Here is an 18,582-nt window from a genome sequence, read left to right as displayed (position 1 = left end):
CGTCGACGGCCCGCCGCCGCAATTGAGCGTGGGCTGGGACGCCGCCGCGCGCGCGCAGCTGGCAGCCCCCGGCCTGCCGGCCGATTTCGCGCTGCTGGTGGAACAGGTGCTGGCCCAGGACCCGCGCCCCGCCTATCAGGACGACCCGCAACGGGTTTACGGCGTGGCGCTGCAGCAATGGAATGTGCGCTTCCGCATCGAAAAAAACCATGCGCAAGTCATTGAAATTCAGTCATTGACCCCGAACTAATCCTTTGCGTCCCAGTCATATCGGGGCGATACCAACCACTCAGGAAAAAAGCAATATGACCACTCGCGCGAAGACGATCATGCTCGCCTTCACCATGGTTTCCGTGTTGGCCACTCCGTTCGCGGAAGCGGCCCGCCTAGGTAAAGGCAAGAGCGCCGGCATGCAGCGTTCGGCCCCCACCCGTTCTTACCAACAACAAGCGCCGGCGCGCCCGGTTGCGCCGCCTGCGCAAGCGCCCGCTCCGGCTCAAGCTCAACCCAAATCCGGCCCGGGCATCGGCACCGCGGTAGCCGCCGGCGCGGCTGGCGCGGCCGCCGGCTATATGCTGGGCTCCGCCATGAGCGATAAAGGCGGCCAGCAACAAGCTCCGGCAGCCGCCAACGGCAACGCCGATCCGGCTCTGGCGGCGCAACAAGGCCAGCAACCGCAGAAGAGCGGCGGCATGCCGTGGGGCACGCTGGCCCTGCTGGGCGCGGTACTGATCGGTGGCATCATGTTCTTCCGCCGCAAGGCCGGCGCCGCGCGTCCGGCCATGGCAGCCCCGCAAGCAGCGGGCATGCCGCAGAACCTCGGCGGCGGCTATCAGGAACCGGCCCGTTTCGATTCCATCCCGAAAATCGGCTCCGGTCTTGGCGGCGCCCAGCCGGCCTTCGGCGCACCGGCGGCGTTCGACGCCCCCGCTCGCCTGCCGGATGGCACGGAAACGCCTAACTTCCTGCGCCAGGCCAAGGCCACCTTCCTGCACCTGCAAAGCCTGAACACCACGGAAAGCCTGGAAGAAGTGCGCAAGTACATGACGCCGGACCTGTTCAACGCGCTGCGCGAGGACATCGCCGGCAATACCGACGTCGCCGACTTCCCGCAGCTGGACTGCCAGCTGTCCGAAGCCAGCACCGAAGGCAACCGCTACATCGCCAGCGTGCGCTTCTCCGGCACGGTCAGCGAAGCCGTGGGCGCGCCGACCGAGCCGTTCACCGAGTACTGGCACTACATCAAGGATGACAGCACCAACGGCAAGTGGCTGGTGGCGGGCATCCAACAGTAACAAGCTTTTTAACATCTTTATCCAAACGGGCCTCCTGGCCCGTTTTTTATTTTTAATGGCGATGCACTAAACTGGAATGCCAATTGCTTCAGGCAAAAAAACAATACCGACCGTAGAGTCCACGCCACGGAGGGCAGCGTTTCCATGAAAGAATTCGAGCATGCCGGCTTGAAGCTCGGCAGTCACTTCCAGCCTATCTATAGCCTGGCGCATCGCCGCACGATAGGCATGGAAGCCTTGCTGCGCGCTAGACAGGACACCTCCATTCTGACTCCGGCGGAGGCCTTTTACTCCGTCGTCTCGCCCGAACGCCGTCACCAGCTGGATCTGGCGACGAGCGAAGCCCATGCCGTTCGCTTCAGCCAGATGCAAAGCGACCACCCATGCTGGCTGTTTCTCAATATCGACGCCGCCTCGCTGTCGCGGCCGGAACGCGCGATGGCGCTGGCCAACACCATCAAGGCCGCCGGGTTGGATCCCAGCCAGGTGGTGCTGGAAGTGCTGGAACATGTGCTGGAAGTGGATGCCGCGCTGATAGAGGGCGTCAATGTGCTGAAAAGCAGCGGCTTTCTGATCGCCATCGACGACTTCGGCGTCGGCCATTCCAATCTGGATCGGGTCTGCCAATTGGAACCAGATCTGGTCAAATTCGACCGTCACCTGCTGCGCGCCGCCGTGCACCAGCCGCGCACCCGCAATCTGCTGGCCAAGCTGGTGCGGCTGATGCACGAAATTGGGGCGCTGGTGGTGGAGGAAGGCATAGAAACCGACCAGGATGTGCTGATTGCGCTGGAATCCGGCTGCGATCTGGTGCAAGGCTATTTCATCGCCCACCCGAATGAACAGCCGGACCAGGATCACATCATCACCCCGCGCATAGACGAACGCTGGGATGAATTGATGGCGCGCGAGCTGCTGAAACGCAAGCTGACCCGGCGCCAGATCGAACTGGCGCGGCAATCCTTCGTGCAAAGCGCCATCTCGCTGATGCAGGGCACGCCGTTCAACCTGGCGGCCAAGCCGATGCTGGCGCTGCCGGATGTGGTGCGCTGCTTCCTGCTGGACAGCGAGGGGCGCCAGATCGGCCGCAACCTCAATAGCCGCCAGCCGCTCGCCGTCGCCAATCCCAAGTTTGCGCCGCTGGTGGACACCACCGGCGCGGTCTGGTCGCGCCGCAGCTATTTCCAGCACGCGGTGGACCAGCCCGGCGTGTTGTATATGAGCGAGCCCTATCTGTCGATGACCGACACCCGCTCCTGCATCACCATCTCGATGGCCATAGAAATCGATGAAATCATGCACGTGCTATGCGCCGACGTGCTGATTTCCCAGCATTGACCACACCCCGCCGTCAGCGGAACTTCAGAATATCCTCGGCGGCGGGCTGCGGGGTGTACGCGGCCTTCAAGGCGGCGCCTTCTTCGCCGGATGGCGCCGGCGAGCCCAGTCTGGCCTCCGCCTGGTTCCTGACCTTGGCCACCTCGCCCTTCATCACCGTCTGGGCGCTGGATTGCAGCAGTTCCCCGCGCAGCTTGCTCAGCGCCGCTTCCGCCGCCTGGCCGGCGGCCGAACTCTGCCCCAATTCGCGCTGCGCCCGCTGCAGGCGTTCCTTGGTGTCGGCCAGCTCGCTCTCCAATTCATCCACTCGGCCTTCCGCCAGATCCAGGCGCGCGCGGAACGCCTCGGCCTGCGGCTGCGCCACCGCCAGGTCCTGAGCCTGTTGCGCGGTCAGCGCCAGCGAGACCGATAACTGCCGGCGCGTGGCGTCCAGCTCCGCCGCCTGCCGTTCAAACGCGCTGGCCAGTTCCGCGCGCAAGCCGTCCAGCTCGCTGCGCTCCAGCTCCCAAGCGGCCTGGGCCGCCAGCAAGCTGTCATTGGCCATGGCCTGGGCTTGCGCCCAGATCGCTTCCAGCGCGGCCTGCCCTGCCTGGCGCACGCCCTCCGGCACTTCGCCTTCCAGCGCCGCCGCCGTGGCCGGCTGAATCCGCCGCCAATCCTTGAGCACCACGCTGGCTGCGTCCATGTCCACTCCCGCCAGCTGACGGACTTGGTCTATCGCGGGAAAGCGCTTGCGACCGGACTTTTCATACAACTCGGCCGCCGCGGCGACCACGCGCTCCCTCACTTCCGCCGAAATCTTGACCGCTTGACTCATAACCCCGCGTCCTCACCCCTGATTGCATCATTATCATTGCCGATGCGCCCGGATGCTTCCGGGCACAGAAAATGCGGGCGAAGCGCATGGCTTTCGACCGCAGCGGGAATTGCAGCAGAAGCGCCGTGGAGCGGCTATAGGACTTTTCTTAAAATTCCGCGACTTTCGATGAAACCGCGGCCAAGCGCCAACAAAAAGCCCGGCAAGCGCCGGGCTGTTTCACCAAACGAAGTCGACGCGTGTTATTGCGCGATGTCGTTGATGTATTCGAACAAGGTCACCACTTTCTGCACGCCGGAAGTCTCGCTGACCACCTTGGCGGCGGCGGTGCCTTCGGCCTGGGTCACCATGCCCAGCATGTAAACCACGCCGCGCTCGGTCACCACCTTGACGTTGTTCGGGTTATAGCCCTTGCCGTCCAGCAAGCGGGTACGCACCTTGCTGGTTACCCAGGTGTCGTTGCTGCGCTCCGAGAAGCCCGACGACGGCGCCACCACGGTGTAGTTGAACACGCGGCGCACATTGGGGATGCCGCGCGCGGTCAGCTCCGCCTGCTGGCGCGCCTGCTCGCTGGGCACTTCGCCGGTCAGCAGCACCGCGCGGTTGAAACTGGTGGTGTTGACATGGGCCGAGGGCAGCAGCTTGCCCACCTGGTCCGCGGTCTTCAATTCGATGCCCTGGTCATCGACATAGGCGCCGCTGGTGCGGCGATCGGTCGCCACCAGCGCGCCGCCAGCGGCGCCAGCCGCCACCACGCCGAAACAAGCGCTCAGGGTGCTGCTCAAACCCACGGCCAGCAATACGGCAAACACGCGACGCTTCATTTACTCTCCTCCCAGCAACATGTAATCGATGGTATCGCACAAGGCGTGGACCATCAGGGTATGGACTTCCTGAATCCGGCAGCGACGCAGCGCCGGCACAATCAACTGGATATCTTCCGGCGACAGGATCTCGGCCACCTTGCCGCCGTCCATGCCGGTCAAGGCGATCACGCTCATGCCGCGCTCGTGCGCGGCATAGATGGCCTCGATCACATTGGCGGCGTTGCCGGACGCGGAAATCGCCAGCAACAAATCGTTGGTGTGACCCAAGGCGCGCACTTGCTTGGAAAACACCATGTCGAAATCGTAGTCGTTGCCTATCGCGGTCAGGGCCGAGCTGTCGGTGGCCAGCGAAATCGCCGCCAGGCCCGGCCTTTCCTTCTCGAAACGCCCCACCATCTCAGCGGCGAAATTCTGCGCGTCCGCCGCCGAGCCGCCATTGCCGCAGGCCAGAATCTTGCCTTCGTTCATCAGGCAAGCCACCATTTGCTCCGCCGCCGCCGCGATCGCCGGCGACAGCAATTCCATCGCCTCCTGCTTGACGGCGATGCTTTCCAGGAAATGCCCGCTGACGCGGTCAATCAAATCCATGGGACATCCTTATCTCTTTCAGCACTACATGAAAATATTCTGCAACCACTGCGGCTCCGCCTCGCCCACGGTCAACACCGCGTCAAAACGGCATGGCGCGTCTATTCCCTGTTGGGACAGATAGACCTCGGCGGCCAGCATGAGTTTCCTTTGCTTGGCCGCTCCTATGCTGGCGGCCGCGCCGCCGAAGGCCGCGCTGGCGCGATGGCGCACCTCGATAAACACCCAGTAACGTCCATCGCGCATGATCAGATCGATTTCGCCGCCGCGGCAGGACCAGTTGCGCTCCACCAGCGTCAGGCCGCGCCGCAGCAGCCAGGCCAGCGCGCGATCTTCCGCTTGCCGGCCCAGGGTATTCACTGCTGCTCCGAACTCAACACCGCCATCGGCAGTTGGCGCTCGAACAGGCGATCGCGCCCCAGCTTCAAGTCGCCGGTGACACCATCCAGCTTCAGGCCAAGCGGCTGGCGCGCACCGGCCAGCAGCACCGCCAGCCGCCAGGCGTCCACGCCCAGCGCGTACAAACGCTCGGTCTGCATCGTCAGCGGCATGGATGGACGCGGATAGCGCCGTACCGCCGGGTGTTCCGGCATCAGGAACCAAGGCATGTCTATCACCCGCGCCCCGGCCAAGGCCGCCGCGCTGCCGCGACCGTTGAGCTGGGAAGTGCCGTAAACCGCCAGTTCCGGCGCCAGCGCCGCCTTGACGATGCCGGCCTCGCGCGCGTCCAGCGCCATGAACACCGCGTCGGCGCCAGCCGCCGCCTGCAGGATGGCGGGCAGGCTGTCCGGTTTCGCCTCCAGTAGCATCGGCGACTTGCCGCGGCTCTGAACCCGCCATTCATCGATGAAGGCCTGGCGCAGACGCTGAGACAGGCTATCGCCGCCGAACAGCAGCAGCGGATTGACCCGGCCGTCCTCGCGCATCAGGCGCGCCACCTGGCGCGCCTCGCCCTCAACGGTCAAGGATAGCGAAAACAGCTTGGGATTGGCCGACACTTCGCGGCCTATCGAGTTCAAGGCCAGCGTCGGCACCGACACCAGCGGAGCCACCGCGGCGATGGCGCCGCGCGATAAGGGGCCGATCACCACATTGACTCCGCCGGCCAAGGCCTGCTTATAGCCGGCCACGGCGGTGTCCTCGGACGCGTCTATGGTCACCAGCTCGGCGTTCTGATCCACGCTCGCCGCCGCTTCCACGCCGCTGCGCACCACCGCCGCGGCTTCGCCCAGGGTGGCGGAGCCGGTGGGCAGCAGCAGGCCGATGCGCACACGGCCAACGGCCGGCTGCGGTTTCGCCACCGCCGCGCTGGCCTCACGCGGCGCGGCCGCCGGAACGGCCGGTTTCGACGCCGGCTGGCCCAGCAACTTGAGCGGCGCGGTATTGCTTTGGATGATATAGTCCGGGGTTTGCGCCATCGTCGGCGTCAACCAAGTCAATAAGACGCCAACCAACAGCGGAGTCAGTCTTTGCATACTTCGTTCGCTCATCTGCTTGAATCAGCCAGGGAAAGTTTCTGTCGCGGCACATTATATGTGGTGGCCACGCCCATTGGAAACCTGGCCGACATCAGCGCCCGCGCCTTGGCCGCCTTCAGCGCCGCCGACGTGGTCTGCGCCGAGGACACCCGCGTCACCGGACAGCTGCTGTCCGCCTACGGCATTCACGCCAAACGCCTGGTCAGCCTGCGCGAGCACAATGAACGCGGCATGGCCGAGCAAGTGGTGCGCTGGCTGTCCGAAGACCAGATCGTGGTGCAGGTGTCCGACGCCGGCACCCCGGCGGTGTCCGATCCCGGCGCGCGCTTGGCGGAAGCGGTGCGCGCCGCCGGTCTGCCGGTGCGGCCGGTGCCTGGCTCCAGCGCGGTGATCGCCGCCTTGTCCGCCAGCGGGCTGACCGCGCCGTCCTTCCTGTTTCACGGCTTCTTGCCGCCCAAGAGCGGCGAGCGCCGCAAGACGCTGCGCCAATGGCTGTCCGCGCCGCATCTGACCGTGTGTTACGAAGCGCCGCACCGCATTGTCGACACCCTGCGCGACATCGTCGCGGAACTGGGCGCGGAGCGCCGAGTGCTGCTGGCGCGCGAGCTGACCAAGACTTTCGAAACCTTCCGCAATCTGCCGGCCCAGCACATGCTGGAATGGGTGGAGTCCGATTCCAACCAGCAGCGCGGCGAGATCGTGCTGATCCTGGACGCCGCGCCGCCGCGCGACGAGGCCGACGACGCGGTGCCGGAAGACACCGTGCGCGTGCTCAAGCTGCTGGCGGCGGAGCTGCCCACCAAGCAGGCGGCGTCGCTGGCCGCGCAGATCTGCGGCGCCAACCGCAAGCAGCTTTACGACCTCGCGCTCAAACTGAAGCAGGACTGAGGCCCAGGAAAAAAGGATTTACAAAGCGATTTGCTATCGCTATCATTCGTTCTCTCGGAATGCCGAAGACGCCCGGATGGCGAAATTGGTAGACGCAGGGGATTCAAAATCCCCCGCCGCAAGGTGTGTCGGTTCGAGTCCGACTCTGGGCACCAGCGATTTTGGCAGGCCGAAACATCAAAAACCCCGCACAGCGCAAGCTCTGCGGGTTTTTTGTTTTATTCGGGCAGGCGCAGCGCCGCCAGCTTCCAGCCAAACCAGCCTTCGCGCTTGAAGACAAAAGCCAGCGGACCGGCTCCGCCGTCCTTCTTCTTCACCGTCACCACGAAGCGGTCGATGTCTTCGTAGCCCATCGTCGTCTCGACGCCAGCGCGCGGCTCGGCCGACGCTTCCGTCCCCTGCGTGCCATCGTTTTCCGCCGGCGCGCCGCCATGCGGCAGGCCAGGCTTGGGCTTGATCCCCTGCATCATCAGCGCCAGGCTTTCCGGCGTCACCATCGCGTCGACGACCGGTGCGATCACCGCGTCGGCAATCGCGGCGCCCATCGCCGCCAGCGGATTATTGGCCTTGGATTGGTTCAATTCCAGCACCGCCTTGGGCGCGATCGACTCCTTCAGGCTGCTGCGCAAGGCCGGGTAGTCCACATAGCCGGACAATTTGGCCGCGTCGCGCGCGTCCAGCGCCTGCTGCATGCCATGCACCGCCAAATACGGCGTTGCGTAGAACCAGCCGCCAACTGCCAGCAAGGCCACGCACAGCACCAGCTTCATTTTAATGCTCATTTTTGAGATCCCCCTGAATCAAGCGGCCGCGTTCATGCGGCTCATAAAGTCTACAGACCGACAAAGGGCGCGCAGATTCCCGCCGGCCGCGGCAAAACCTGCGCGGCCGGTTCTCAGAGCCTGTTCAAAGGCACGCGAACTAGAGCGGGACAAGCGAAAACCGCTGAGAAAGCGGACTGTACGAGTGGTACAAGAGCATTTCGTAGCGGCACTCACCGTGTCACGTCTCACGACGCGCAGCAGATCGTCAACAGACTCTCAGAAGCGCGCTTCCATCCCCATCCGTATGGTCCGCCCCGGAATCGGCATGCTGACCACCGCTCCGGTGTCCACCGCATAGCGGTTGGTCAGGTTGTCCACGTTCAAATTCAGATTGACCTGCTTGTTCAAACGGTACTCGATGAACAGGTCCACCAGGCGTTCGGACGGCAGTTCCAGCACCGGCTGCGCGCCGGTGCCTTTCAACCATTCGGCCGGATTGGTCTTGCCGGCATGGTATTTCAGTCGTCCGCCCACGGTCAGGTCGCCGTTCAGCAAATGCTTGCCGGCGGAAATCACATACACGCTCTTGGGCGGGATGCGGGTCGGGATCAAGCTCCAGGCGAAGCCGTTCTGATTGCACACCGCGGCATCGCGCCGGGCGGCCTGGTTCACCGAGCACACTTCCGGATCCAGATAGCGCGTAGCGGCGGCCTCCACGAAGAAGGACGGGCTATGGTAGTCCGCGCCGAATTCAAAGCCGCGCAGCTCCACCTTGTCGTAGTTGAGGAAGGTCAAATTGCCCTGCCAGGACGGCATGCCCGGCGTGCGGTCCAGCCAGGCGCTGGAAATATAATCCGCCACCTTGTTGTCGAAATAAGCGGCCTTGAAGCCGATGCGCTCCTTCTCGCGGAACACATCCTGGAAACTCGCCTTCAAACCCAGCTCCAGATTCAGCGAACGCTCCGGCCGCAAGGGGTTGTATGGGTTGTAGCTGAACACCTCGGACGAGGTGGTGGTTTCGTACAAGCTGGGGGTGCGATAGGCGCGGCCGCCCTTCACATAGCCATCCAGCCATTTGGCCAGGTGAACATCGAGTTGGCCGGTCAGGTCCAGCTTGGGCGCGTAATCCACCTCCAGTTTGGTCGCATAGTCGCGCGTGATTGAGCCATGCAGATTCGCGCCCAGCGAGAAGCTGGCCCAGGGATAGGACAGCACGGCGTTGGCGAACAGGCTGCGCTCATTGCGCACGCCGTTGCGCGACGCCTCCAGCGTCCGCGGCTGCTCGGTGTAGCGGCTGGTGGGCTGGGTGCGCTCCTGCTGGAAGGCCAGGCCATAGCTGAGGCTCAGCGGCAGCGCCTCCAGTTCCGAACGGTTGAGCAAATTGAAGCCATGGCGCTTGTTGTTGTAGGCATGCATGTACTGATCGCCGTAGGAAGCGCCGGGGCGGCCGGCCCACAGGCCGTTGTGCTGGTCCAGATCCGCCTCGGTGGCCCACAAACCCAGGTTCAGATCGATCAGCTTGTTGTCGCTGGGCGTATAGCTGTAGTTGGCACTATATGCATGCACCACGGCGCTGCCCAGCGCCCATTGCGGCATGGACTCGACCCCCGGCGGCAGCTCCTGGAAATGCTTGTCGTTGGAGTTCTTGTACCAGTAAGCGGCCAGCAACTCGCCGGCCTGCTGGCGATGGCGGCGGAAGATCAGCTTCAGACGCTGCGCATCGTCCAGCGCAAAACCGAGCTTGGCCAGCAACGAATCGCTCTCGTAACTGGTGTTCACCACTTCCTGGCCGCGCGACACCACCGCCTCCGGGTAGCCGTCGAAACCGTGGCTGCCGGCGAAGTAATTGCCGGTGCGCCGCTTGCTGTAGGCGAGCAAGGCATCAAGGCCGGGCTGCCGGTAGGCCAGCGCCAGCGTGGCCGAGCCATTGTTGAACACGCGTGGGCTGAGGCCGTTGTTCAGCCGGTAATACACCTGGTCGCGCTCGTCGTCCGGCACGGTGGGCATCTTGTTATTGTTGTACAAGCTGCCTTTCAGCAGCACGCCGAAATCCTTGCCAGGACGCAACACGTCCTCCACGCCCAAGGTGCGCATTTGCACCAGGCCGCCGATCGCGCCGCTGGAGAAGGCGCCGTTGCTGGCGCCCTCTTCGACGCTGACCTTGCTGATCAGGTCTGAATCGATGTAAGTGCGGTCGCTGGTGCCCTGATAGCCGCGCGCGGTGTGGGTGGATTGCAGGCTGCCGTCTATCAGCACCGGCACCCGGCCCTCGCCTTGCAGGCCGCGGATGCCCAGGTCGATGGCGCCGGCTTCGTTGCGGATATTGTTGACCTGCACGCTGGGCAGGGCCGAGAAGATGTCGGCGTTGCCGGTGCCGCGGGCGCGGCGCAGTTGCTCCGCGTCCAGCACCTCGCCATGCAGGAGCGCGGGTTTGCGCTCGGCGCTGACGTGGACGGTTTCCAGTTGCGGCGCGGGCTCGGCGGCCTGCAGGTTTTGCGGATGGACCGCCGACAATAACAGGCAGGCGGAAAGGCTCCGGTATTTCATGATGTGGGTGGGGGTGGGTTGAGGAGCGCCGAAGTTAATGCTAATGATTATCATTAACAATGGTAATTATACCAACCACGCCTCGCGTCAGCCCCACCGCCGACGCGGGCGGAAGCCGCGGCTATTTCCCGCCCAGCGGCACCTGCCAGCGCGAATCCTTGAGCGTGCGCATCACGATGTAGGAACAGATGTCGCGCATGCCGGGCAGCCGGTTCAGCCGCTCCACGATGAAGCCGCTGAAGGCCGCCAGATTGCGACAGCGCACGTGCAACACATAATTGCTGGGGCCGGCGACAATATAGGCGGCGGCCACCTCCTCGAACTGCTGGATGCGGCCCATGAAGTCTTCGTGCCAATCCTCGCGCGCCCGGTCCAGCGTCACATGGACGATGGCTTCCAGTTCGTAGCCAAGCAGGGCTGGGTCCAATTGCGCGTGATAACCGCGGATCACCCCCTGGTTTTCCAGCGCGCGCACCCGCCGCAGACAGGCCGATGGCGACAGCGCCACCTGGTCCGCCAGGTCCTGATTGCTGAGCCTGGCGTTGTGCTGCAATGCGGAAAGAATCCGGCAATCTATCGCATCGAGCTGCATTTGCAATTTCCCATCGATACTGATTAGTTCTAGTGCAGTTCCTGCGAAAAGCATGCCATCGGCAACGGCAACTTGCAATTTTTGGCGGAAGGCTTGGTGCTAGCATGATTCCAGGCTTGTTACCGCTCAGGAACCGTTCCATGTTGCTCGATATCAGTCCCCCGCTGCGCGCCGGCCTGCCGGTCTGGCCCGGCGACACCGCCTTCGACGCCAGCCCGGCCTGGCAGTTGGACGCCCACTGCCCGGTGAATGTGGCGCGGCTGACGCTGTCGCCGCACAGCGGCGCCCACGCCGACGCGCCGGCCCATTTCCAGGCCGCCGGCCAGGGCATAGGCCAGGTGGCGCTGGATGCCTATCTCGGCCCATGCCGGCTGATTCATTGCCTCTCCCCCGGCCCGCTGATCCGGCTGGAACAGATCCGCGCACGGCTTGCCGCCATGACCGGCCCACTGCCGCCGCGGCTGCTGATCCGCAGCTACGAACGCTATCCGCTGGACGCCTGGGATGCCGACTTCCCCGGCGTGGAGGCCGCCGCCATCGACTGGCTGGGCGGCCAGGGCGTGCGGCTGATAGGCGTCGACACCGCCTCGCTGGACCCGATGGACAGCAAGACCATGGATGCCCACCACGCCACCGCGCGCCAACGCATGGCCATCCTGGAACAACTGCTGCTGGAGCACGCGCCGGAGGGCGATTACGAGTTGATCGCGCTGCCGCTGAAGTTGATGAATCTGGACGCCAGCCCGGTACGCGCCGTGCTGCGGCCCTTGCCCGTTTCCACCCCTGTTGCGTAGGACCGACCCGCCATGACACATACCCGCGAAACCTGTCTCATCGCCGATCAGCAAGACCCGCTGGCCGGTTTCCGCCAGCAATTCGACCTGCCGCCCAACACCGTCTACCTGGACGGCAATTCGCTGGGCGTGCTGCCCAAGGGCGCGCTGGAACGCAGCCAGCAAGTGATCAGCCGCGAATGGGGCCACGAGCTGATCCGCAGTTGGAACACTTCCGGCTGGTTCGAACTGCCGACCCGGCTGGGCGACAAGCTGGCGCCGCTCTTGGGCGCCGGCCCCGGCGAAGTGGTGGTCACCGACACCACCTCGCTCAACCTGTTCAAGGCGCTGGCGGCGGCGCTGCGCATCCAGCAGCAAGCGCATCCGGAACGCAAGGTGATCCTGTCCGAGCGCGACAACTTCCCCACCGATCTCTACATGATCCAGGGCATGATCGAATTCCTGCAGCAGGGCTATGAACTGCGCCTGATCGACGAGGCGCTGCCGCTGGAGCAGGCGCTGGACGAGGACGTGGCGGTGCTGCTGCTGTCCCATGTCAATTACCGCACCGGCTATCTCTACGATATGGCCGCGGTCACCCGCAGCGCTCATCAGCGCGGCGCGCTGACGATCTGGGACCTGGCGCACGCGGCCGGCGCGGTGGAGGTGGGCTTGAACGCCGCCGGCGCTGATTTCGCCGTGGGCTGCACCTACAAATACCTGAACGGCGGCCCGGGCTCGCCGGCCTTCATCTGGGTGGCGCCGCGCCATCAAAACACATTCTGGCAGCCCTTGTCCGGCTGGTGGGGCCATGCCAAGCCCTTCGAAATGGCCACCGATTACGCGCCGGCCCAGGGCATACGCCGCTTCCTGTGCGGCACCCAGCCCATCGTGTCGCTGGCCTTGGTGGAATGCGGTCTGGACGTGGCGCGGCAGGTGGAGCCGCAGCAATTGCGCGCCAAGTCGCTGGCCTTGACCGATTTGTTCATCGAACTGGTGGAGCAGCGTTGCGGTCGCCACCCATTGACCCTGATCACCCCGCGCGAACACGCGCGCCGCGGCAGCCATGTCAGCTTCCGCCACCCCCAGGGCTTCGCGGTGATGCAGGCCTTGATCGCCAACGGTGTCATCGGCGATTACCGCGAACCGGAAGTGCTGCGCTTCGGCATCACCCCGCTCTACCTGAGCCATGCCGACATCTGGGACGCGGTGGAAATCCTGCGCGAGATTCTGGACAGCGGCAGTTGGGATAAACCGGAGTTCCACCGCCGCGGCGCGGTGACCTGAGAACCTGTTTACGATCTGCTGCGCGTCGGCGGGATGGATAGAAATGGGCGTTGAAACCAAGCTCAGTGCTCATATACCACGTGTACATTCCGCTTTTTCGCTCGTTTTCGCCTTGTCTCGCCCTAGCTCGCGAGATCGTCAACAGGTTCTGAGAGCTGTTCAAAACCTGCATCGCGCGCGGCCTGCCCGCGCGCCGCATCAAGCCGCCGCCGGCAGCCCCGCGCGGCGGTTCCAGGCGCAAGGGACGTCAGATCCCGCCAGACCGCGCCTTACAGACAGAGGAGAACATCATGAGCAGTTTCCAGGATATCAAGGATAGGGAGCAGGGCCTGCAGCGCCGGCTCAGCGCCGGACAGATGAGCATGATCGCCATCGGCGGCGCCATCGGCACCGGTTTGTTCCTAGGCAGCAAGTTCGCCATCGGCTTCGCCGGCCCCAGCGTGGTGCTCAGCTACGCCATCGGCGGCCTGATCACCCTGCTGCTGATGGGCTGCCTGGCGGAGATGACCGTCGCGCACGCGACTTCCGGCTCCTTCGGCGCTTACGCCGAGCACTATGTCAGCCCGCTGGCCGGCTTCCTGGTGCGTTACAGCTATTGGGCCTGCATCGTGCTGGCGGTGGGCACCGAGGTCACCGCGGTGGCCGAATACATGCGCTTCTGGTTTCCCGACACCCCTCCCTGGATCTGGATCCTGCTGTTCTCCGGCGCGCTGATCGGCGTCAACGCCGCCAGCGTCAAGGCTTTCGGCACCGTCGAATACTGGTTCTCCAGCATCAAGATCTTCGCCATCGTCGCCTTCATCCTGATGGGCTGCTACCTGGTGTGGGGCAGCGGCAACCCGGCTTACGGCGCGCACAACTTCAGCGCCGGCGGCGGCTTCTTCCCCAACGGCGCCTGGGGCACCTGGGTGGCGGTGGTGATCTCCATCTTCAGCTATCTGAGCGTGGAAATGATAGCGGTGGCCGCCGGCGAGGCGGAGAACCCGGAACAGGCGGTGCGCCAGGCCTTCCGCGCCACCATCGCGCGGTTGGTGGTGTTCTACCTGCTGTCCTTGAGCCTGATCATCGCCATCGTGCCCTGGGACCGGATCGGCGCCGGCAACAGCCCCTTCGTCACCGTGATGCAGGTGCTGAACATCCCCTACGCCGCCGGCATCCTCAACTTCGTGGTGGTGATCGCCGCGCTGTCGGCGATGAACAGCCAGCTCTACATCACCACCCGCATGATGTTCAGCCTGTCGCGCGCCGGCGACGCGCCCATCGCGCTGGGCCAATTGAACCAGCGCGGCATCCCGATCAACGCGCTATTGCTGTCCACCAGCGGCATCGCGCTGGCCACGGCGCTCTACGTGCTGTTCCCGCAGCAGGCGTTCACGCTGATGATTTCGCTGTCGATGTTCGGCGCCATGTTCACCTGGCTGATGATTTTCTACACCCATCTATGCTTCCGCCGCCATCACGACCGCGCCGGCGGGCTGGAGCTGCCGTTCAAGATGCGCCTGTTTCCCTACAGCACGCTGACCGGGCTGGTGCTGATGCTGGCGATCATGATCACCACCGTCTTCACCGAGGTGTTCCGGCTGACCCTGGTCTTCGGCCTGCCCTTCCTGCTCTTGCTGGTCATTCTGTTCCACAAGGTGCGCAAGCCGCGGCTGACGCCGGCGACGCAAGCGAATTAAGCCCCGCCGCGCCCGGGTCGGAGCACGCTTCCGGCCCGGGCGGCCATGCCCACGCCAAATCCGCGAAGAACCGCTGCGCGGAACACGCAACACGCTTTGCATCGCATCTGACGCCGCCCTCGGATTCGGCATAGAATGTCCGACTCGATACCCGATCCGGATAGCCCGCCCCTCCATGCCCACCCCGTCCGATCTCGTCCCCGGCGCCAGCCTGTCCGCGCTATTGCGCGGCTTCGTCCGCCGCCACTGGCCTTACTATCTGCGCGCGGCGCTGATGCTGGCCGCCGTGGCGCTACTCACCGTGCTGATCCCGCGCAAGATAGGCGAGATCGTCGACCTGCTGGCCAAGAACGAGCTCAGCGGCCCTCAGTTGCTGCATGAGCTGGGCTGGCTGCTGCTGTTCGGCGTGGTGATCTATTTGCTGCGCGCCGGCTGGCGGCTGCAGCTGTTCGCCGCCGCCTACCAATTGGGCGTGGAGCTGCGCACCCGCTTGTACCAGCGCTTGAGCCTCCAGGGGCCGGGCTTCTACCACCATCAACGCACCGGCGACTTGATGGCGCGCGCCACCAATGACATCGACGCGGTGGAAATGGCCGCCGGCGAGGCGATGCTGGCCGGTTTCGACGGCAGCCTGACCCTGGTGATGGTGCTGGCGATGATGACCCTGGGCATAGACTGGCGGCTGGCCGCCGCCGCGCTGCTGCCGTTTCCGCTGATGGCCTTCGCCTTCTGGCGCATCACCCGCCGCGTGCATCAGGCCTGGGCCGGATCGCTGCAAAGCTTCAGCCGGCTCAACGACCATGTGCAGGAAACCCTGAGCGGGGTGCGCACGCTGCGCACCCTGGGCCTGGAGGAGCGCAATAGCCGCGAGCTGGCCGGCCTGGCCGCCAGCGCCGCCGACAACAGCCTGCAAGCGCAGCGCTGGGAGGCGGCGTTCGAGCCGGTGGTGGGGCTAACGCTGATCACCGCCTCGGTGACCACCTTGGGCGTCGGCGGCTACCTGGTATGGCAGCAACAACTGACCATAGGCGCGCTGACCAGCTTCAGCATGTATCTTGGTCAGTTGATCTGGCCGATGTTCGCCGCCGGCTGGGTGCTGTCGTTGCTGGAACGCGGCCGCGCCGGCTGGAACCGGCTGGAACCGGTGCTGAGCGCGCCGGCCTCGGTGGACGACAGCGGTGCCGACGCGAGCGAGCCCAGCGGCGAGCTGCGCTGGCACGGCCTGGACTTCACTTATCCGGGGCAGGTCACGCCGGCGCTGCACGCGATCGAGCTGCGCCTGGGACGCGGCCAGACCCTGGGCATCGTCGGTCCCACCGGCAGCGGCAAGTCCACGCTGCTGCGCCTGCTGCTGCGCCAATACCCGCTGCCGGCCGGCAGCGTCAGCTGGAACGGCGTGCCGCTGGAGGAATACAAGATGGACGCGCTGCGCGCGGCGATCAGCTGGGTGCCGCAGGAGTCCTTCCTGTTCTCCGCCTCGGTGGCTGACAATATCGCGCTGACGCGGCCGGACGCCGCCGAGCGCGAGATCGAGCGCGTGGCGCGGCTGGCGGCGGTTCATGAGGACATCCTGCGCCTGGCCCAGGGCTACGCCACGCCGGTTGGCGAAAAAGGCGTGGCGCTGTCCGGCGGCCAGCGCCAGCGCCTGGCCATCGCCCGCGCGCTGCTGGCGGACGCGCCGCTGCTGCTGCTGGACGACGCCTTGTCGGCGGTGGACACCCAGACCGAAACCCAGATCCTGCAGCATCTGCGCGAAGCGCGCCGCGGACGCAGCGTGATCATCGCCAGTCACCGGCTGTCGGCGGTGGCCGACGCCGACCACATCATCGTGCTGCAACAGGGGCGCATCACTGAAGCCGGCAGCCATGAGGCGCTGCTGCAATTGAACGGCTGGTACGCCAGCCAGTGGCGCTATCAACAACTGGAGGCCAGCCTGGATGAAATCTGATCAATCCGCGATCAACCGGAGCCGGGCGCTGGCCCTGCTGCGCCAGGCCGCCGCGCCGGAAAAGCGCCATGTGCTGTGGGGCACGCTGTGGCTGATCGCCGCCGCGCTGCTGGAGGCGCTGTCGCCACTGCTGGGCAAGGTGTTCATCGACCGCTATCTGCTGCCGCGCGCGCCGCAGTGGCTGGAAATGGGCCTGCTGCTGTTCGCCTGTCTGCTGGCCGGCTACGCCGCTTCCAGCCTGCGCTATCTGCAGCTGGTGCGCCTGTCCGGCGTGGCGATGCGCTCGGTGCAAAGGCTGCGCGAACAGGTCTACCGCCACGTGATCCGGCTGCCGATGGCCTTTTTCGACAAGGCGATCACAGGCCAATTGGTCAGCCGCGTCACCAATGACACCGAGTCGGTGAAAGCCTTGTACGTGCAAGTGCTGTTCGTGATGCTGGACAGCAGCATCGTCGTCATCGGCGTGATGGCGGCGATGGCCTGGCTGGACTGGCGGCTGATGCTGCTGGCCGCGCTGCTGCTGCCGGCGATGCTAGCCATCGTCTGGCTCTACCAGCGCTGGAGCGCGCCCTCGGTGACGCGCGCCCGCGCGCTGCGCAGCGACATCAACGCGCAGATGGCCGAATCCATCGCCGGCATGAGCGTGCTGCAGGCCAGCAACGCCGCCGGACGCTTCGCCCAGCGCTTCGACCACGCCAACCACAACTACTACCGGGCGCGCATGGCCGAGCTGACCGCCAATGCCTGGCTGCTGCGTCCGGCGCTGGACCTGCTCAAGGTGCTGCTGCTGGCCGCGGTGATCTATAGCTTCAGCCAGCGGCCGCTGGGCGCGCTGCAGATCGGCGTGCTCTACGCCTTCATCAGCTATATCGGCCGCATGGTGGACCCGCTGATCCAGATCACCATGCAGTTCAGCCAGCTGCAGCAAGCGGTGGTGGCGGCGGCGCGGGTGGATGCGCTGCTGCAGGAGCCCGCGGCGGCGGCCGACGGCGGACAGGGCCGCATCGGCCAGGGCGCGGTCAGTTTCCGCAGGTTGAATTTCGCCTATCAACCCGAACGCCCGGTGCTGCGCGACTTATCGCTGGAGATTCCGGCCGGCGGCTTCATCGGCATCGTCGGCCACACCGGCAGCGGCAAATCCACCTTGCTGTCGCTATTGCTGCGCTTCTATGCGCCGCAAAGCGGCGACATCCTGATCGATGAGCAGCCGCTGGCGTCCTTCGACGACGCGGCCTTCCGCGACGGCGTCGGCCTGGTGCCGCAGGAGCCCTTCCTGCTGGCCGCCAGCGCGCGCGACAATATCGCCATGGGCCGGCCACTGTCGCAACAACAGATCGAGGACGCCGCGCGCGCCGCCGGCGCCCACGAACTGATCCTGGCGCTAGAGCAGGGCTACGACACCGATATGGGCGAGAGCGGGTTGCGGCTCTCCAGCGGCCAGAAGCAGTTGATCGCCATCGCCCGCGCGCTGGCCGGCAAGCCGCGCATCCTGCTGCTGGACGAGGCCACCTCGCATATCGACAGCGAAACCGAACAGCTGGTGCAGCGCGCGCTGGAACAATTGCATGGCCAGATCACGCTGATCTCCATCGCCCATCGCCTGTCCACCATCCGCGACGCCGACCGCATCATCGTGCTGAATCACGGCCAGATCGCCGAAACCGGCGACCATGAGGAGCTGATGACGCTCGGCGGCATTTACCAACGGCTATACTTGCTACAGCAATTGCAGCCGGAAGCCGGCTGAGCGAGCCCATCCGC

General features: G+C 65.2%; 16 protein-coding genes, 1 tRNA gene and 1 pseudogene. 10 read left to right on the top strand and 8 right to left on the bottom strand.

Translation table 11 applies throughout. From position 1 onward, the window contains the following. The 3 genes and pseudogenes from LQT98_RS10725 to LQT98_RS10715 form a co-directional block, all read left to right on the top strand. Positions 1 to 250: pseudogene (locus tag LQT98_RS10725) on the top strand (tRNA (N6-threonylcarbamoyladenosine(37)-N6)-methyltransferase TrmO); the annotation flags it as partial. A gap of 55 nt (positions 251 to 305) precedes the next feature. Next, a complete protein-coding gene (locus tag LQT98_RS10720) occupies positions 306 to 1,295 on the top strand; it encodes a Tim44 domain-containing protein (RefSeq protein WP_231462312.1) in 990 nt (329 codons plus the stop codon). Positions 1,296 to 1,439: 144 nt separating this feature from the next. Further along, a complete protein-coding gene (locus tag LQT98_RS10715) occupies positions 1,440 to 2,633 on the top strand; it encodes a sensor domain-containing phosphodiesterase (protein ID WP_231462311.1) in 1,194 nt (397 codons plus the stop codon). A gap of 13 nt (positions 2,634 to 2,646) precedes the next feature. Here LQT98_RS10715 and LQT98_RS10710 read toward each other — a convergent pair whose 3' ends face one another. From LQT98_RS10710 to LQT98_RS10690, 5 genes are all read right to left on the bottom strand, one after another. After that, positions 2,647 to 3,450 carry a DNA-binding protein gene (locus tag LQT98_RS10710; protein WP_231462310.1) on the bottom strand — a complete coding sequence of 268 codons (804 nt, stop codon included), beginning with the start codon at positions 3,448 to 3,450 and terminating at the stop codon, positions 2,647 to 2,649. A gap of 242 nt (positions 3,451 to 3,692) precedes the next feature. Then, positions 3,693 to 4,274 (bottom strand): BON domain-containing protein, encoded by a 582-nt coding sequence (locus tag LQT98_RS10705; RefSeq protein WP_048410008.1) that lies wholly within the window; start codon positions 4,272 to 4,274, stop codon positions 3,693 to 3,695. Then, a complete protein-coding gene (locus LQT98_RS10700) occupies positions 4,275 to 4,865 on the bottom strand; it encodes a phosphoheptose isomerase (protein WP_048410007.1) in 591 nt (196 codons plus the stop codon). Between the two features lie 24 nt (positions 4,866 to 4,889). Continuing rightward, on the bottom strand, positions 4,890 to 5,225 hold the full coding sequence (locus LQT98_RS10695) for a YraN family protein (RefSeq protein ID WP_048410006.1): 336 nt from the start codon (positions 5,223 to 5,225) through the stop codon (positions 4,890 to 4,892). Then, the gene (locus LQT98_RS10690) at positions 5,222 to 6,340 is read right to left on the bottom strand and encodes a penicillin-binding protein activator (protein WP_231462309.1); all 1,119 of its coding nucleotides are present in this window, start codon (positions 6,338 to 6,340) and stop codon (positions 5,222 to 5,224) included. Before LQT98_RS10690 ends, LQT98_RS10695 begins: the two co-directional genes overlap by 4 nt. Here LQT98_RS10690 and rsmI point away from each other — a divergent pair. Both rsmI and LQT98_RS10680 read left to right on the top strand, forming a co-directional pair. Next, positions 6,335 to 7,231, top strand: coding sequence for a 16S rRNA (cytidine(1402)-2'-O)-methyltransferase (gene rsmI / locus LQT98_RS10685; protein ID WP_197081450.1), 897 nt, complete (start codon positions 6,335 to 6,337; stop codon positions 7,229 to 7,231). The genes LQT98_RS10690 and rsmI overlap by 6 nt on opposite strands. Positions 7,232 to 7,301: 70 nt before the next feature. Then, positions 7,302 to 7,386 (top strand) — tRNA-Leu (locus tag LQT98_RS10680). Positions 7,387 to 7,449: 63 nt separating this feature from the next. Here the strand turns inward: LQT98_RS10680 and LQT98_RS10675 are convergent. The 3 genes from LQT98_RS10675 to LQT98_RS10665 all read right to left on the bottom strand — a co-directional run bounded on the left by LQT98_RS10675 (position 7,450) and on the right by LQT98_RS10665 (position 11,134). Next, positions 7,450 to 8,013 (bottom strand): DUF2939 domain-containing protein, encoded by a 564-nt coding sequence (locus LQT98_RS10675; RefSeq protein WP_231462308.1) that lies wholly within the window; start codon positions 8,011 to 8,013, stop codon positions 7,450 to 7,452. 258 nt (positions 8,014 to 8,271) lie between these two features. Next, positions 8,272 to 10,542 (bottom strand): TonB-dependent receptor domain-containing protein, encoded by a 2,271-nt coding sequence (locus tag LQT98_RS10670; protein ID WP_231462307.1) that lies wholly within the window; start codon positions 10,540 to 10,542, stop codon positions 8,272 to 8,274. 121 nt (positions 10,543 to 10,663) lie between these two features. After that, the gene (locus LQT98_RS10665) at positions 10,664 to 11,134 is read right to left on the bottom strand and encodes an Lrp/AsnC family transcriptional regulator (RefSeq protein ID WP_231462305.1); all 471 of its coding nucleotides are present in this window, start codon (positions 11,132 to 11,134) and stop codon (positions 10,664 to 10,666) included. A 140-nt stretch (positions 11,135 to 11,274) separates the two neighbouring features. On the opposite strand from LQT98_RS10665, the gene kynB reads away from it, so the two are divergent. The 5 genes from kynB (at position 11,275) to LQT98_RS10640 (ending at position 18,568) form a co-directional block, all read left to right on the top strand. Continuing rightward, positions 11,275 to 11,928, top strand: a complete 654-nt coding sequence (gene kynB / locus LQT98_RS10660) for an arylformamidase (RefSeq protein ID WP_231462303.1) — start codon at positions 11,275 to 11,277, stop codon at positions 11,926 to 11,928. 12 nt (positions 11,929 to 11,940) lie between these two features. Beyond that, entirely contained in the window at positions 11,941 to 13,194 is a 1,254-nt protein-coding gene (kynU, locus tag LQT98_RS10655; RefSeq protein ID WP_231462302.1) for a kynureninase, read from the top strand. A 290-nt stretch (positions 13,195 to 13,484) separates the two neighbouring features. After that, positions 13,485 to 14,873: an amino acid permease gene (locus LQT98_RS10650; RefSeq protein WP_231462300.1), complete on the top strand. Its 1,389-nt coding sequence runs from the start codon at positions 13,485 to 13,487 to the stop codon at positions 14,871 to 14,873. 175 nt (positions 14,874 to 15,048) lie between these two features. Then, positions 15,049 to 16,821: an ABC transporter transmembrane domain-containing protein gene (locus tag LQT98_RS10645; RefSeq protein WP_231462299.1), complete on the top strand. Its 1,773-nt coding sequence runs from the start codon at positions 15,049 to 15,051 to the stop codon at positions 16,819 to 16,821. Further along, positions 16,811 to 18,568 (top strand): ABC transporter ATP-binding protein, encoded by a 1,758-nt coding sequence (locus LQT98_RS10640; protein ID WP_231462298.1) that lies wholly within the window; start codon positions 16,811 to 16,813, stop codon positions 18,566 to 18,568. Before LQT98_RS10645 ends, LQT98_RS10640 begins: the two co-directional genes overlap by 11 nt. The last annotated feature ends 14 nt before the right edge of the window (positions 18,569 to 18,582 follow it).

Source organism: Chromobacterium aquaticum (assembly GCF_021129195.1).
Lineage (GTDB): Bacteria > Pseudomonadota > Gammaproteobacteria > Burkholderiales > Chromobacteriaceae > Chromobacterium > Chromobacterium aquaticum.
The sequence above is the reverse complement of the archived record's forward strand: the minus strand, read 5'-3'. Positions and strand labels throughout refer to the sequence as shown.